This window comes from Bacillus cereus group sp. Bc061 (assembly GCF_027715825.1).
In the GTDB taxonomy this organism is placed as follows: Bacteria; Bacillota; Bacilli; order Bacillales; family Bacillaceae_G; genus Bacillus_A; species Bacillus_A paranthracis.
This window is the reverse complement of sequence record NZ_JAQFTZ010000005.1, coordinates 80,511-96,454: the sequence shown is the minus strand read 5'-3', so window position 1 is coordinate 96,454 and position 15,944 is coordinate 80,511. Positions and strand designations below refer to the sequence as shown.

The window sequence follows — 15,944 nt, the reverse complement described above, 5'->3', positions numbered from 1 at the left end:
TATACAATATAAAATTTAAACTACGCATATGTCCGTATGGAACTATCCATAATAACCCATATAAAGTGAAACTTTAATCAGCCCTCACCAATCGGGATAAAACATAACAAGGAGTAAGCAAACAAATGGGGTCTTTTAATAAATGGATTCGTGGTGAAAAATCTTTTTCTAACCAAGAGCAAGCTGATCACACATTAAATAAATCTATTTCTTCTTCCCTTTCCCTTAATTTAAAGCACTTGTCCAAACTGTTTAGCGGTATTCCAGAATTAATAACACGCAATTTTCCATTAAAAAACGGACAGGAAGCTGCACTTATATATATGGAAGGACTTGTAGACAAAACTGTTATTAACGTAAACATCCTTCGTCCTCTCTTATTTAAAGAGTGGAATGAAGACGATTTTTGGGAAGCCTCTGTTTCTATCGGAAATATTAAAAAGATTGAGCAGTGGACAGACATTGAACAATCTCTTTTACACGGCAAAAGTATTTTATTTATAAACGGGCAATTATCCGCTTTAGAGCTTGATACGCAAGCGGCACCAAAAAGGAGCATTGAAGAGCCTACAACAGAGAGCTCCATAAAAAGCTCACACGAAGGATTTAATGAAGTAGCGAGCGACAGCCTTGCACTTATTCGTCGATATATTCCAAATCGCGAATTGAAAGTGAAGGAATTCACTGTTGGTGAACGAGCTACTTCAAAGGTTTTTTTGCTTTATCTAGCAGATGTTGCGGACGAAGATGTCGTAAAAGAAATGGCATCCCGTATCGAATCAGTAAAAGTGGATGCGATTCTTACTACCGGAGAATTAGAAGGATTTGTTGAAGATAATTCCTATACTCTCTTTCCGCAATTATCAATAACTGAACGTCCTGACACAACAGCACATCATATTCTAGATGGGCGAATTGCTGTTGTTGTAGATCGTTCACCAGGCGTATTAATAGGACCAATGACTTTTTCAGCTTTTTTTCAGACGATAGATGATTACAGCTTCAGACCAATGATTCCATCTTTTATACGATTACTTCGTTTCACTGGATTATTTATTGCAATTTTTGCTCCTGCTCTTTATATTGCTATGATTTCCTTTCATTATGAAGTGATTCCACTTAAATTATTGTTAACGATTGGAGAATCTCGAGCTAAAATTCCTTTTCCTCCTATATTAGAAGCACTTTTGATGGAATTAGTACTTGAAATGCTCCGCGAAGCTGCAGTTCGGCTTCCGGGTCCCGTTGGACAAACCATTGGCGTCGTAGGAGGGATTGTCATCGGACAAGCTGCAGTTCAAGCAGGAATAGTAAGTAATGTCATGGTTATCGTCGTATCTATTACTGCAGTCGCTTCTTTCATCATCCCTAATCTAGAAATGTCTGCAGGAATTCGACTTCTTCGCTTCCCAATGATGATAATTGCCTCTTTATTTGGTGTCATTGGCATTATGGTTGGGATGGCAATCATTATTATTCATATACTTTCTATGGAATCTCTCGGTGTTCCTTATGGTAGTCCTTTTTCTCCGTTATTTGCTTCGGATTTAAAAGATATTCTTATACGTTTACCATGGAAAATAATGAAGAAGCGCCCACTATCCCTTAACTTAAAACAAGAGAATCGACAACGCGATATAGAAGGAACGGAGGAAGAGAAGTGACAAAGCGTGCAAAGAGGGAGATTAGTTTATTTCAATACATTTTAACGATTAGTGGTGTTCAAGTAGGATTCGGTGTCCTTACACTTCCTCGTGAAGTTGCACAAGGGGCGAATACAGATGGATGGATTTCTATTATTATTGGATGCGCTATCACTACTTTAGTCAGTCTATGTATTGTAAAAATTATGGAAAAGCATCCTGGGTATACTTTACTTGATGTGCTGACTCGTTATCTTGGGAAGTGGCTAGGAAAATTCGCTATGCTTCTTTGGATTTTATACGCTATACTTGCTGCGGTCTCCTTAATCTTTTCTCTTTTATATGTCATTCACATTTGGATTTTACCTAGAACTCCAATGTTTTTAATTATGATTTTGCTTTCTATTCCAATGCTTATGCTTGCATGTAAAGGTGTACTTATTATTAGTCGCTTTGCCGTTTTCACTGTGCTTTTTACCCTCTGGATACCATTACTATTGTTTATCCCTCTTAAAGATGGTCATTGGATATATCTTCTTCCCTTTCTAAAGGAAGGATGGCTACCAGTTGTAACCACAGTGAAATCAACTATCATTGCGTCTCTCGGATTCGAGTTTGCATTCGTCCTTTATCCCTATCTAACTAACAAATCAGCTGCAAAAAAAGGCATCGTTCTTGCAAATATGATTACGTTATTCGTCTACCTACAAGTTACGTTCGTTTCTTTCGTTTATTTTAGCCCAGATGGTATAACTAAGTTTTTATGGCCGACTCTTTCTCTTATTACACCATTTCACTTTTCATTTCTGGAACGGTTTGAAATTATCTTTTTGTCATTTTACCTCTTCATTATTTTCGATTCGTGCATTCCTTATATTTTTACCGCTTCAGATGGAATCAATCAATTACTTAACAAAAAAGGGAGTTCGTTACCTGTTTGGATTTTATTATTCGGATGCATTTTCGTTCTATTCTTTTATATCCCTTCCTCTTACCAAATAAGTGCGTTGCGAGAATTTTGGGGAGCTGCCAGTTATTTTATCGTTTTTCTATTTCCAGTCGTATTTCTCTTATACATGACACTATATCAGTATTGGGAAAGGAGAAGAGTTTAAATGAGGCGCTTTATTCATTTCACTATACTTTGCTTTCTCATAACCTTTTTAACAGGCTGTGGAGATCGTCTAGACTTAGAAAAACAATCGATTTCATTAATTTACGGCTTTGACGCAAAAGCAAAAGGTAAATTAATTGTGTACCACGTAAACCCTATTTTTAATGAAGATGTGGAGAAAAAGTACGAAACTCATGAAGCGAAAGTACGTACACCCCGAGAAGCAAAAGCAACGTTTAATAGTTCAAGTAGCGGTTTAGTGTCTACAGAAAAGTTACAGCTCATTTTATTTAGCACGAAATTTTTAAAACAAGAAGGTGCTATGCCTTACCTTGATGTTTGGTACCGCGATCCTAAAAATACCGGAAACATGCGCATGGTTGCAGTAGACGGGCCAATTTCTTCTGTTATATATAATAACTTTAAAGATAAACCTGCTCTTCCTGAGTATTTAACAGATTTAATTAATACAAATAAATTATACAATCGGACAGTTTTCACACCATTTCATGAATTTCATAGACAAACGTTTAATAAAGGTATAACACCTGCTATTTCAGAAATAAAAAAAGGAAAAAAAGATGTTATCGTTACAGGCTCTGCACTTTTAACTTCTCGCGGAATTTATAAGATGTCTTTAAATCGCTATGAAAGTGCCCTTCTGCTCATGTTGCAAAAAAAAGCTAATATACCTGTTTCACTTACAATGAAAATCCCTTCGCATTCAGTTGAAAGTAATAGTCATCTAAAAGATACAGAAGGTGAAGATTTCGTATCAATAAACGTTCTTAGCATGAATCGTGATATCCGTACAGGCTATAGCGATAACCACTTCAAATTTAATATTAAAATAGATTTAAAAATTGCCGTATCTGAACTTACATTCAATATGGATATAGATAAAGATAGGAAGAAATTAACTTCTCTTATTACAAAACAACTAAACAAAGATTTGAACAATTTAATCCACAAAATTCAAAAACAACAACTCGATCCATTCGGATTTGGTGATTATGCGAGAGCGTTTCAATATGAAGAATGGAAAAAAGTTGAAGACGCTTGGCCGAGTGTCTTTTCAAAAGCTAACGTGAAAGTAACACCTACGATTAAAATTTTAGAAAATGGGATTATTAAATAGCAAAAAAACACGCTACTTGCTCTTATACGTTTAAAGAGTAAGTGGCGTGTTATCATTTTTATTTTGAAGCTTCTTATACAGTTACACTTCTGTTTCTTGTTCTTCACTTTCCGCTTGTTCCAATCTTTGCTGCTCCGCAATTTCAGCTGAAATCATCCCATAATAAATTTCTGGATACAATCCAAATATTTGATATACACTTCCTAAAAATGGCATCGGAATCCCTCTTTTCTAAAGTTGTATTGCCACTTTTAAGGATTCCCTTTTCATTCATTATACATTCGTTTTTGGCGTTTCTTCTTCATCATGAACGCTTAATAAATTTTGCCATTTTTTATAAGGCGCACTATTTGGATCTACGTATCCTTTCGCGTACGAACGATCCCACAATTGTTTAATAAACATTTCTTTCTCTTTCTTGGCAACCATATCGGCACCTGTACCGTAATAGTTTTGGAAATATAACTCAATTTCATCAAGGAATAACCTTAATAATTCATCAGAAGTTTCTTCTAACGTTGGATCATATTTCGCTTCACGGTCATACATTAAAATCATATCTAAAATATTATGGACATGCTCTTTACGTAGCCATCTAATATCTTGAGCACCTAATACAAATGGATGTGTATATAAATGCCCACCTTGTATCATCGCCTTTTCTTGTTCTTCTTCAAACCTGGATAAGATGTTTTCATAAATGAACGGATTATGAAGTAACGCTCTGTGCAATTTATAACTTTCGCTTGAAATATTTTTCCCCATCGACTGAATTAAGAAACTACGTCCAACGCCGTTATATTGATACACGAATTGACCATCAACAGCAACTAAACTAATCCAGCGATATATATACGCGTATAGAAGAGCTCGATTACATTTATCATAATCTAACTTCGTTTGCGTTGCATTTAAGTCTGGCATGAATGCTGGTAAGTGCCAATACTTATCTAAATGCGGTGTTAAACTAGATTTTTTACTATTCAACTTGTTTACACGGCGATAGTACGACTGAAAATAATCACCTTTATCATTCATAAATCCATTTGCAATATGTCCAGACGAAAGCTTAGGAAAGTCTTGTAGTGATAAACCGTAATGTGCACGATAACAAATGACTTCAAATGGCGAGAAAGCTTCATTTACTGTATCTTTTTCTTTAAACATTTCTTGCATTAATTCCTCTTGCAGTTCTTTCTTTAAAGATGGGTGTATACCCCAATATTGTAATTCCCTATGATGAGAAACTTTCGGCACGAATGGACTTGCTAAATGGAACAAGTCTTCAATTTTCTCACGAACATATTCATCACGATCACGATTCTTATAATCCGCTTCTTTTCGTAATGCCTCAACGATATTCAGCTCTAATTTATCGCGATAGCGTATTTGTAATTCATCATAGCAATAACTTAGTATGTGCTCACGATAAAAGTCTTCTACCTTTTTCGATTGAATTTCTTCTGTTTTCGCATCCCGGCAATATTCCCCGTATAAGCTCATATAAATTTCTGCTGATATATCTTTCGGTAATACACCTAAATTTAAATGTTGTTGCATATCTTGCCATATCTTTTCTTGTAACTTCTCTTCCGCTAATACGTATACATTCGTTGGGTTTGTTTTCCCTTCAAATTCTTTGCTTCGTTTTTGAATTTCGAACAATAAATTTTCACGTGTTTCATGTAAATTATCAAAAAACCTTTCCCAATATTGAATCATTTTATTAACCGCTTGATATAACGATTGATAAACGAGTTCTAATAGCATTTCTTTACGGTATTCGTTTAATTTGTGTACGTACTGCGTTACAATATCCTCAAATTCCTTTTTAAATAAACGCTGCTGGTTATTAATCATTTTTCCGAACCAACCTTGTTGTTGCGCAATTTCTACTCGGCGTACAGCTGTTACCGTTCCATCAATGTTACTCACATTAAATTTCTTATCGTAATTTTGAATTAAATTACGCTTTTGTTCATTATTTTCATGTAGTCGATTCATTTTTTCCACTAACTGCTTTCGAATTTCATACAACATAAAACGAGCTGCTACTGGATGAACTGGATCTGTTTTCTTTAAAAACCATGTATTTAATTGATATGACTGGCCTTCAGAACCACTTGGTGAAAAACGGTCTGATTCAATCATGTCATATAAAAGTGTCGTTACATGTTCATGTACACGGCTCGGAATCGCATACGCATATAAACGAACCGCATGATCGACCCTTGCTACTTCACCTTTCATTTGTTCCGTCATTTTTAGCTTCGCAGCCGAAATTTTACACTCATGCTGCAGACGATTTAATTCCTCGTCTTTTTGTACCGTACGCTGTACATAACTCTCTACAGCTTCTAAAAACAGTTTAGATTTCGCAACACCAACCTTGCCGCCTTCTGCTCCTTCACGCGTTTCATTGTACATTTGTCTATAGAAAATATGAGCCTGCTCTGGACGAGTAGCAAGATGTTCTAAATCTTCTAAATAACTTTTCCCGCGCTCTGGCTTTTCACGCTGCATACCACGTTTTACATCTTGGTCATATCTATGCTTCTTCTCTTGAAACAATTGATCTAAATGAAGCCACGATTCATCTAAACCTTGCACGGCCCATTTTAAAGCACAATATTTTAACACATGCTCATATGGATAAATAATCTTTGCCGTTCCGGCCCCGCAATATCGCCCTTTCCCGCTTGATTCTGCTAATTGCTGAATTTGATTATCTTCCTGTGCAAAATGATTTGCAGACATCGGACTAAATAATTGTAAATAAATCGTATTTGCCATTTGCTCCATATAATCTGATAAATTATGCAGATGGTGTCCATGTAAATTTTCGTAATCGTATAAAAAACAATAATTGTACGGTAAATGGTGTTGTTTAATCGTGTGATTTGTTCTCCCATCCTCATCTACTTGATCCGGTCGATACTCTAATTCAATCGTAACCCCGCCGCGTTTGGATAGTTCTCCTGTAGAACCGAGCGTAATGGCATGTAATTCTTTTAACGAGGCATAGCCGTTTGCTTGCACCGTTTCAAACTCTTTCGCACTAACTGTTCTCGTCTTCACTAACACATCCGGCATTAGAAACGCACCACGTATTAAAATGTTGTGATGTTGCAGTTTTTTTCGAAGCATTTCACGTAAATATAATGCAATTTGTAGAAACATTCCTGAACCTGTTCCGCCCGCTAGTGATGTTACGATAATGACACGTACTCCATATTCCGTTTGATCGCTTGTAACTGGAAAAATCTTCTCGATTTCTTGCCAAAAGGACGTTAATTTATCTTCTTTCATCGCAGCACGTAACGCTAAACGGGAAATGACGCGTAACTGTCCTGCTCCTTCTGTTAATGGTTTATCAAGTATAGTTGGATCCATCGGAAACCACTCTGGAATCGTCGGATCTCCCGCAATATACTCCCTAGGTGTTTTACTAGAGCTCGTTTGCGTCTTAAACTTTCGAATATGATCGAATTTACTCAATGTATTCACATCTGTATCAAATACGTGCATTGCTACTTTTTTCCGACGCTCCTCAGGTAGTCTTTCATATATTTGATGTGTCACAGTACTACCGATTCCACCTAAACCAATTAATATTGTTGGAACTTGTAACGTCATGTGAACCACCTTCCTATTCTTGCTTGTTTGAAAAAAGGAGGGAAAAATAATACTCTCCTCTTTTCCTCATCTACTATTCACACTCGTATTTGTAAATCTCCTTACCATATCCTCTATCAATTACTAAAAGTTCATTTGGATATAGTGTCTTATGTTCCATTCCAACCTCATCCTCTGTTATAAACATCCCATCAATAATCATTCCTACTACTTGTGACTCTTTCGCTACAAATATCGATTTCGATCCTTTCTTTGCTATAAACGTAACGGATTGCACAGTCTTTCTTTCTGCTCTATACGGAATACCAAAATAATGTTTCCACCATTTATTTTTGAGTAACTCTGGCTCAGATTGATATAACCAATCTTTCGCTACCTCTTGATCCCATTCGTAATACAATAATGCTTTCCGGTGAAATCTTGGACGGACAATCCATCCTAAAACGATTATTCCTACTATTAACAGTAATAAAGTGATAGGAATAACAAGCTTAAAAATAAGCGCATACTTTTCATAAAACGGCGCATTTTGAATATGGAGTGTTATATCTTTCTTTACTTTTGGTAATTTTGAATCCTGCACTACGATGGTAGCTTCTACGGTGCCGGTATCTGTAAAATTGAACGTGTCGGAGTAATGCGGTCGAGGATAAATGTAAATTTGATTACCATGCTGTTTTATTTCATAGTTGATTGATTGTTTAGATGTGACACCAGTAGATTTTAATAGTTTTTTTACAGCCTCTTCTGTCATCGGCTTATCATCTAACTGTGGTTGTATAATAAATGGTTTACTATTCTCTAAATTTGTTACTTTTTCTTCATAATCTTTCGTGACAGTTTGAAGTGATAATTTAGGCTTTTTCGTTGTTTCGATTTTAAATTCTTTCGTCTGTCTGTAAAACCCCTTTATGTTCATATGAACTTTCCCGCGTACTAATCCTTTAGTAAGCTTCGTTTCGTAATAAAATACATGTCTTTTATCGTCCCACTTCATCGCATATTGCTTCCCGTCTATTTCTACTTCGGCCTGAAAGTAAGAAGACTGAACTGGCAACTCAGTAGGTTTTGCTTCAATAACAGCTGTCACATCTTCATACATTTCCTCAACATTTTTTCTATCCTTATCCTCTTTGTCATAAGTAGAAACAGTATAATTAAGTGCCGGTTCGACTAGTACTTGTAACCCTTCTTTCTCAATATCCTGGTCCACTTCTATCGTATAAGTTCCTGGTTTAATAACTTCCTCATTTTCCGTACTTATATGAACTATATTTCCGAACAATTTCGCTTCGCCTGGTGCATGTATAGAAAAAGAAGATTGTAATTGTAATGGTTTAGAAATTTGTGTGACCTGATAATCGGGCAGAGAAGGCGATTGTCGCACAAGCGTCATACGCTTTAACGGAAATGGTGTTGTAATCTCTACTTTCTTCCCTACTACTTTCGTTTTTACAATCGATTCAACAGAGGAGAACGGATCACGATTTGCAACTAATGCCGCCACTTGATTGACGCTTTTTACAATACCATCCTCTCCACTAGATGGCATCGTAACTCCATTTATCTCTTTCTTCCATATTTCTTTAAACGTATTTAGTTGTGCCTTTTCTTGCTGTCCTAAATCCTCTTCCATCGTAATTAAAATTGGATGTAACGATATCTTTTTTGCATCCATTTCTTTCTTAAACTGTACTAACTTCTGTGTAATTTGTTCTTTTCCGCCAATCTTATCTTTCTCTAAATCATTAAATGCCCCGTCAGTTAACACAATAAGCCAAAATTCACGTTTCCCATCTATATCTGCTTCCTTTTTTATAGATTGCATCGCCGTTTCTACTGCGCTAAACGGAGTATTTAAATACGTTTTCCACGCTCCAATTCCCTCAATTTCCGTTTGTCTCTTATCCTTCGTTAACGAAATGTTTAATTGATCATTCGGCTTGCTCATTGGAACGTAAGAAAATGTATCTTTTTCATCTAATAGCGCAACTAAACTTTGCAAAGCATAATTGGCATATTTCCAGCGATCGTTATTTCTCATGCTGCCCGAATCATCATATACAAGTGAAACGACCCTTTCCTTTGCCTCCTCTCCTTTTGCAAAAGTCCAAAAAGGATGTAACCATATAAATAGAAACAACATGAATGTGGCACAAATTCGAATTTTCATGATGAGGCTTCGCCACCTTTGTAGACAAATTCCTATGTTTAAATTTATGAGAGGATACAAGATATATGACTTGTATTTTAGGACAACGAACGTAGCATAACTTTATTATGTAAACAGTTATAAAAACTGAATATGATTCCTTCTAGCGTTTTCTATCCGATCATATAAGTAAAAAAGCCTGTTTAAGCTCTACACTTAAAACAGACTTTTCCTACTTTTTATTTTAAAAACACATAACAAAAAGTTTGATTTTTGACTTAACACATCACTTCTATTGTAAATCCACCAGGTGCTTCAACGTAAAACGTATACGCATGTGCACGTTTAGGAGCCTCAACCAAAAATCCATCTTCCTTCAATCTTTGATTTATCTTATCTACTTGTTCTTCACTTTCTTGTGGAAATCCTACATGAAATGTTTTTGGATACTGAACTTCTTTTCCTTTCATTAAAGTTAGTATAAATCCATCATTATCACGCATAACTGCAAAGCCATTTCCCCTTGTTCCGCTACAAGTTAAGCCAAAATACTTTTCTAAAAACTCGCTCGCAGCTACTACATCTGCAACTGTTAAATTAAGATGTTTAATTTTCAAACCATCAACACCTTTCTTAATTTTCTAACATTTTATCATAAAATTAAAAAACACGCCTTCACAGCGTGTTTCATTTCTTCACATACACTTCAACAATCGGATTATCTTTATGATCCGCATGTAAGCGTATATTCTCTTCACTTGTACGATAAATGCCAGCTAATAACATAATCGTTAACACGTTAGGAGTTTTTGCATCACTCCCGTATTTCCTTTCCAGCGCTTCCTTATATTCAAAATCCAAATCCCCCTGCACATATGTATACACTTCAAAACCATCTTCTAAATTGCAAACTACTGTATCAATAATATCTGTCCCTACTTGCTTTTTCATTTCCTCTCGCAATGCTTCAATAAATTCTTCCCACGGTACTTCGTATGTCTGAAACTGATCTGTAGATTTCATGCCTTTTCCTCCTTATATATCCTCTTCCTATATTTCCCCTTTCCTATAACAATTATGATAGTTAGGGCATTCGTACAAGCCGCACTTGTCCCCCTTACATATCGTATTACTGTAATGGGGAAGGAGGAATGAATATGCATAGACAAAAATGTTATGATACGTGCCGACGTTACTTCGGAAAAGTTGTTCGGATTGAAGACCGTGATGGCCGTATACATTTAGGTAAAATAATCGATGTGACACAAAACTCTGTATGGATTGAACCGGTGCAACAGCGCTCATCTTTTGATTCAGGATTCGGATACTATGATGCATATGCAAACGGTGGTTGTGATCTTTGCGGCGGCCTTAGCAGATGTGATAGTTGCGGATTTGGTTGTGGTGGTGGATTCAGCGGCTGTGGATGTGGTGGTCGTGGTTGTAGTAATTGTGGTTGCGGTGGCTGGGGAGGCGGCGGTTGTGGCTGGGGTGTTGAACTCGGATTTGGTTTCATCTTCGGAATTACATTAGCTGCATTATTTTTCATTTAACATAAGTAAAGAGTTGACTATCTTTGGCCAACTCTTTTTCTTTATTTTTCACATATAAAAATACGATGACCTAAAATATGTTGGTACATAAGTCGTACATTTTCATGCTGTACCCATGCCTCATATAACTCATTCGGAATAAATTGTGATACATTCCATTCCGGCTCTTCTATATAGCTAGAGATTGTTTCTGCAATTGTACCACCGCCAGCAATAGTAACCCGCCGAAAATTTGCTTTCTGAAATAATTGTACCCACTCGCTCTCAGTTAATAGTTCTTTCATCCCGTATAATTGAGCGATTTTTTCTTCCTCTCCCTTATCAATGTGCCTATCAATAATCATTTCAATGACAACAAGCTTACCGTCTTTCTGTAATACACGATAACACTCTGAAATAACCTTTTCTTTTTCTGTAAAAGCGAGTATCGATTCTCCGAGTACGAACTCAAATGAGTCATGTAAACAAGGTAATTGCTCTACACTTCCTTCAATTAATTGAATATCTATTCCCTCAAACGACCATCTATCTTTCGCCTTTTGAAGCATAATCTCATTCTGTTCAACCGCTGTTACTCTATAACCATATTCTTTTGTCATATACGCTGCTGTTTTCCCCGTACCGCAGCCGAGTTCAAGGACATTTGCTCCATATCTAAAAGGCAATTGTGCTAACAGTTGTTTTGTTAACGTAAAACCACCAGGATGAGCACTCCCTATTCCATAATAAGCTAGGAAATCAATGTATTTGTTTCGTTTCATAAAATTCTCCTTTAAATTTTCTATAATACATATATTCACCCATCCATAATTAGTGCACATAAAAAAGCATTCCCAAGTGCGATACCGCAACTTGAAAATGCTCTTCTCTTTTTTATTTCTCTTCAATATACGCCCATTTAAAGCTATATTCCGGACTAATATTATGTTTCACAATTCCCTTTACATTCGGTTTCATAACATATGATTTAGCACTTTGATATAAAGGTACGAGCGCTACATCTTCCTCAAGTAATAATTTCTCTGCCTTACCTAACTCTGTCCAACGTTTTTTTGCATCAGCCATCCATTCTGTCTTACTTTTAGTAATAATGTCATCATATTTTGAATTTGAGTAGCTCATCTGGTTTTGCGAATTTTTTGTTTCAAACATATCAAGATATGTCATTGGATCCGCATAATCTGGATTCCAGCCACCATATGAAAAATCATAATCTTGGTCTGATTCTAATTTTAGTTTTTGTTTAAATGGTTGCAACTTAATATTTACTGTCACACCTTTTAAATTCTTTTCAACTTGATCTTTTACATACTCCCCAACTTTTTTCGCATTACCAGTATCATAATTTAATAACTCTATTGTCACTTGATCTTTTCCAAGTTCTTTTTTCGCTTCTTCCCATGCTGCTGCTGCCTTTTTGGAGTCTTGTTTTAAACCATTCTTAAACGTTTCTGCGAAATCTTTACCGTCTGGTCCACTTGCTAAACCTTTTGGTACTAAGTAATCCACTGGTTTTGAACCATCATTTAAAATAACATTCGTTAAAGCTTTCTTATCAATTGATAACGCAATTGCTTCACGTAATTTTTTACTCTTTAGAGGTGTATCTTGACCACCACGTTTTTGATTTAGACGTAAGTAAAACGTACTTGTTTCCGAATAGGCCCCAAACTCTTCTTTATTGTTTCTATACTTATCCACGAATTCACCTGATAATAGCGCGAAATCAATTGCACCTGTATCATATAAATTTACTCTAGTAGCTGGTTCTTTTACTACACTATAGTTGATTTCCTCTAGTTTTACAGTCTTTTTATCCCAATACTGATCATTTTTCTTTAATTTCCAGCCTTGCTCATGTTTCCAGTCTGTAAGCACAAATGGACCATTATACAGTGTTGTATCAGACTCTAAACCGAATTTATTTCCTTTTTCTTTTACGAACTTTTCATTTAATGGATAGTATGACGCAAATGCCATTAAGTTCAAGAAATAGGGTACAGGTCTTTCTAGTTCTACTTCAAGCGTATAATCATCTACCGCTTTTACACCTAATGTCGAAACTTCTCCTTTTCCTTGATTAATCGCTTCTGCATTTTTAAGATAGTAAGCAATAAATGCATACTCAGCAGCTGTTTTTGGATCTACTAGACGTTGCCATGCAAATACGAAATCTTTCGCTGTTACAGGATCACCATTTGACCATTTTGCATCTTTCCGTAATTTAAATGTATATTTTTTGCCATCCTCGCTTTTTGTGCTAGATTCCGCTACAGCTGGGATTGGCTTATTATCTTTATCAAGGCGATATAAACCTTCCATTGTATTCCCTAAAATTTGTGAGCCAAGTGTATCTGTATTTTTTGAAGTATCCATCGTCGGAATTTCATTCGTTTCTGTACGATTTAGCACTTGCTTTGCCGCATATTTAATATCAGATTTCTTCTCTTCTCCACCATTATTAGATGTCGTTGTCGTTTTCTTCTCCCCACCTGAAGATCCAGAACACGCTGTTAACGCCATACTCATCGCTAAAACTGGTGCTACAACCGCCGTAAACTTTTTCATCTTTTTCTTCATTCTTGTACCCTCCCCAATTTATATGTACGAAACTAACTTTGAGAGATTTCTAATTTAAATTATCAGAAAATTATTACTAATTATTATTCTACTAATTTCCCTTGGAATGTAAAGTGTTTTTAAAATATTCATAATAATTAATTTATTTACTTCGATAACAATCTATTACTACTATACGAATTCTCCCCCATCTACTATATGTAAGTACCACTTTTCTTATTCTTCTCTATCTATTTAAATTTAATTGGATAGCAAAAGAGCGTTTTAAAAAAATAAATAATATATTTTTCAAACGCTCTTTTTTCTTATTTCCCTTCCGTTACATACGCCCACTTAAAGCTATATTCTGGACTAATATTGTGTTTCACAATTCCTTTAACAGTCGGTTTCATTACATACGCTCTTCCTGTTTGATATAAAGGAACTAGCCCAGCATCTTCTTCAAGGAATAGTTTTTCAGCTTTTCCTAACGTTTCCCAACGTTTCTTCGCATCACCCATTAATTCATTACCTGCTTTTTGTACCATTTCGTCGTATTTTGCATTTGAATAACTCATTTGGTTATATGGACTCTTCGATTCAAACATATCAATAAATGTCATTGGATCCGCATAGTCTGGACTCCAACCTGCATAAGAAATTTCATAATCTTGTGCAGTCTCTAATTTTAATTTTTGTTTGAACGGCTGAATTTTTGTATTAATTGTTACACCTTTTAAATTTTTCTCAATTTGATCTTTAACATAATCAGCAATCTTTTTCGCAGTTCCATCATCATAGCTTAGTAATTCAATTGTAACTTGATCTTTTCCAAGTTCTTTTTTCGCTGCTTCCCAAGCTGCTGCACCTTTTTTCGGATCATATTTCAGGCCATTTTTAAATGTATCTTGGTAATCTTTACCATCTGGTCCTGTCGCAAGTCCTTTTGGTACTAATTGATCTGTTGCTTTTGAACCATTATTTAAAATAACGTTTGCCAGTCCTTTTTTATCAACCGATAATGCAATTGCTTCACGAAGCTTTTTGCTCTTTAACGGCGTATCTTGTCCGTTACGCTTTTGATTTAAACGTAAGAAGAATGTACTTGATTCTGCATACTCGCCATATTCTTCTTTGTTCGATTTATATTTATCTACAAACTCTCCTGATAGTAGTGTGAAATCAATTGACCCTGTATCATATAAGTTTACTTTCGTCGCAACTTCTTTCACTACACTATAGTTAATTTCTTCTAATTTTACAGTCTTCTTATCCCAATACTTATCATTTTTCTTTAGCTGCCATCCTTGTTCATGTTTCCATGAAGACATCACGAACGGCCCGTTATACACCGTTGTATCTGCTTCTAAACCGTACTTATCGCCTTTTTCTTTTACGAATTTTTCATTTAACGGATAGTATGACGGGAATGCTAGTAAATTCAAGAAATATGGTACTGGCTTTTCCAATTCTACCTCTAGTGTATAATCATCTACTGCTTTTGCCCCCAAATCTGTTAGAGGTTTTTCACCTTTATTAATTGCTTCTGCGTTTTTAATATAGTAAGCAATAAATGCGTATTCTGACGCTGTATTTTTATCAAGTAAGCGCTGCCATGCAAATACGAAATCTTTCGCTGTTACAGGATCACCATTCGACCATTTTGCATCTTTACGTAATTTAAATGTATATTTTTTTCCATCCTCGCTTTTCGTACTAGATTCTGCAGCAGCTGGGATTGGCTTATTATCTTTATCAAGACGATATAATCCTTCCATCGTGTTCCCTAAAATTTGTGACCCTAACGTATCAGTAGATTTAGACGTATCCATCGTCGGAATTTCTTGATTCTCTGTACGATTTAATACTTGTTTTGCTGCGTATTTAATTTCGGATTTGTTCTCTTCCCCACCACCATTAGACGTCGTAGTTGTTTTCTTCTCCCCACCAGATCCAGAACAAGCTGTCAACGCCATACTCATCGCTAAAACTGGCGCTACAACCGCCGTGAACTTCTTCATCTTTTTCTTCATTTTTGTACCCTCCCCAATTATATGTACGAAACTAATTTTGAGAGATTTTCTAATGTTTATTTATCAGAAAATTCTTATTAATTAATATTCTACTAATTTTTCCGGTTTTGTAAAGT

At 35.7% G+C, this 15,944-nt stretch carries 12 protein-coding genes; 4 read left to right on the top strand and 8 right to left on the bottom strand.

Translation table 11 applies throughout. The annotated features are described in order from the left end of the window. Window positions 1–125: 125 nt before the first annotated feature. From gerSA to gerSC, 3 genes are read left to right on the top strand one after another with little or no spacing between them, the layout of a single operon-like run. Window positions 126–1,664, top strand: coding sequence for a spore germination protein GerSA (gene gerSA / locus PDQ40_RS18325; protein ID WP_046198274.1), 1,539 nt, complete (start codon window positions 126–128; stop codon window positions 1,662–1,664). After that, window positions 1,661–2,758 carry an endospore germination permease gene (locus PDQ40_RS18320; protein WP_000166500.1) on the top strand — a complete coding sequence of 366 codons (1,098 nt, stop codon included), beginning with the start codon at window positions 1,661–1,663 and terminating at the stop codon, window positions 2,756–2,758. The genes gerSA and PDQ40_RS18320 overlap by 4 nt, the downstream gene beginning before the upstream one ends. Beyond that, window positions 2,759–3,895, top strand: coding sequence for a spore germination protein GerSC (gene gerSC / locus PDQ40_RS18315; protein WP_262734740.1), 1,137 nt, complete (start codon window positions 2,759–2,761; stop codon window positions 3,893–3,895). An 81-nt stretch (window positions 3,896–3,976) separates the two neighbouring features. Here the strand turns inward: gerSC and PDQ40_RS18310 are convergent, their stop codons facing one another. The 5 genes from PDQ40_RS18310 to PDQ40_RS18290 all read right to left on the bottom strand — a co-directional run bounded on the left by PDQ40_RS18310 (window position 3,977) and on the right by PDQ40_RS18290 (window position 10,706). Then, window positions 3,977–4,111 carry a hypothetical protein gene (locus tag PDQ40_RS18310; RefSeq protein WP_001116173.1) on the bottom strand — a complete coding sequence of 45 codons (135 nt, stop codon included), beginning with the start codon at window positions 4,109–4,111 and terminating at the stop codon, window positions 3,977–3,979. Between the two features lie 57 nt (window positions 4,112–4,168). After that, the gene (locus PDQ40_RS18305) at window positions 4,169–7,531 is read right to left on the bottom strand and encodes a tubulin-like doman-containing protein (RefSeq protein ID WP_000175141.1); all 3,363 of its coding nucleotides are present in this window, start codon (window positions 7,529–7,531) and stop codon (window positions 4,169–4,171) included. A gap of 73 nt (window positions 7,532–7,604) precedes the next feature. After that, on the bottom strand, window positions 7,605–9,704 hold the full coding sequence (locus tag PDQ40_RS18300; protein ID WP_270691558.1) for a vWA domain-containing protein: 2,100 nt from the start codon (window positions 9,702–9,704) through the stop codon (window positions 7,605–7,607). Window positions 9,705–9,961: 257 nt separating this feature from the next. Continuing rightward, window positions 9,962–10,300, bottom strand: coding sequence for a VOC family protein (locus PDQ40_RS18295; RefSeq protein WP_000693976.1), 339 nt, complete (start codon window positions 10,298–10,300; stop codon window positions 9,962–9,964). Between the two features lie 70 nt (window positions 10,301–10,370). Then, complete coding sequence (locus PDQ40_RS18290) at window positions 10,371–10,706, bottom strand: hypothetical protein (protein ID WP_000842907.1); 336 nt, start codon at window positions 10,704–10,706, stop codon at window positions 10,371–10,373. 134 nt (window positions 10,707–10,840) lie between these two features. On the opposite strand from PDQ40_RS18290, the gene PDQ40_RS18285 reads away from it, so the two are divergent. Then, a complete protein-coding gene (locus PDQ40_RS18285; protein ID WP_000554985.1) occupies window positions 10,841–11,236 on the top strand; it encodes a hypothetical protein in 396 nt (131 codons plus the stop codon). A gap of 41 nt (window positions 11,237–11,277) precedes the next feature. Here PDQ40_RS18285 and PDQ40_RS18280 read toward each other — a convergent pair whose 3' ends face one another. The 3 genes from PDQ40_RS18280 to PDQ40_RS18270 all read right to left on the bottom strand — a co-directional run bounded on the left by PDQ40_RS18280 (window position 11,278) and on the right by PDQ40_RS18270 (window position 15,828). Continuing rightward, window positions 11,278–11,997 carry a class I SAM-dependent methyltransferase gene (locus PDQ40_RS18280; protein ID WP_000827923.1) on the bottom strand — a complete coding sequence of 240 codons (720 nt, stop codon included), beginning with the start codon at window positions 11,995–11,997 and terminating at the stop codon, window positions 11,278–11,280. A 112-nt stretch (window positions 11,998–12,109) separates the two neighbouring features. Continuing rightward, window positions 12,110–13,816 (bottom strand): peptide ABC transporter substrate-binding protein, encoded by a 1,707-nt coding sequence (locus tag PDQ40_RS18275; protein WP_000728470.1) that lies wholly within the window; start codon window positions 13,814–13,816, stop codon window positions 12,110–12,112. 305 nt (window positions 13,817–14,121) lie between these two features. Next, window positions 14,122–15,828: a peptide ABC transporter substrate-binding protein gene (locus PDQ40_RS18270; protein ID WP_000728455.1), complete on the bottom strand. Its 1,707-nt coding sequence runs from the start codon at window positions 15,826–15,828 to the stop codon at window positions 14,122–14,124. Between the last annotated feature and the right edge of the window lie 116 nt (window positions 15,829–15,944).

What these genes read in the sequence shown, in the direction of transcription:
- gerSA (WP_046198274.1), top strand. Translation starts at nt 126, where the DNA reads ATGGGGTCTTTTAATAAATGGATTCGTGGTGAAAAATCTTTTTCTAAC.
- gerSC (WP_262734740.1), top strand. Translation starts at nt 2,759, where the DNA reads ATGAGGCGCTTTATTCATTTCACTATACTTTGCTTTCTCATAACCTTT.
- PDQ40_RS18310 (WP_001116173.1), bottom strand. Translation starts at nt 4,111, where the DNA reads ATGCCATTTTTAGGAAGTGTATATCAAATATTTGGATTGTATCCAGAA.
- PDQ40_RS18305 (WP_000175141.1), bottom strand. Translation starts at nt 7,531, where the DNA reads ATGACGTTACAAGTTCCAACAATATTAATTGGTTTAGGTGGAATCGGT.
- PDQ40_RS18300 (WP_270691558.1), bottom strand. Translation starts at nt 9,704, where the DNA reads ATGAAAATTCGAATTTGTGCCACATTCATGTTGTTTCTATTTATATGG.
- PDQ40_RS18290 (WP_000842907.1), bottom strand. Translation starts at nt 10,706, where the DNA reads ATGAAATCTACAGATCAGTTTCAGACATACGAAGTACCGTGGGAAGAA.
- PDQ40_RS18285 (WP_000554985.1), top strand. Translation starts at nt 10,841, where the DNA reads ATGCATAGACAAAAATGTTATGATACGTGCCGACGTTACTTCGGAAAA.
- PDQ40_RS18280 (WP_000827923.1), bottom strand. Translation starts at nt 11,997, where the DNA reads ATGAAACGAAACAAATACATTGATTTCCTAGCTTATTATGGAATAGGG.
- PDQ40_RS18275 (WP_000728470.1), bottom strand. Translation starts at nt 13,816, where the DNA reads ATGAAGAAAAAGATGAAAAAGTTTACGGCGGTTGTAGCACCAGTTTTA.
- PDQ40_RS18270 (WP_000728455.1), bottom strand. Translation starts at nt 15,828, where the DNA reads ATGAAGAAAAAGATGAAGAAGTTCACGGCGGTTGTAGCGCCAGTTTTA.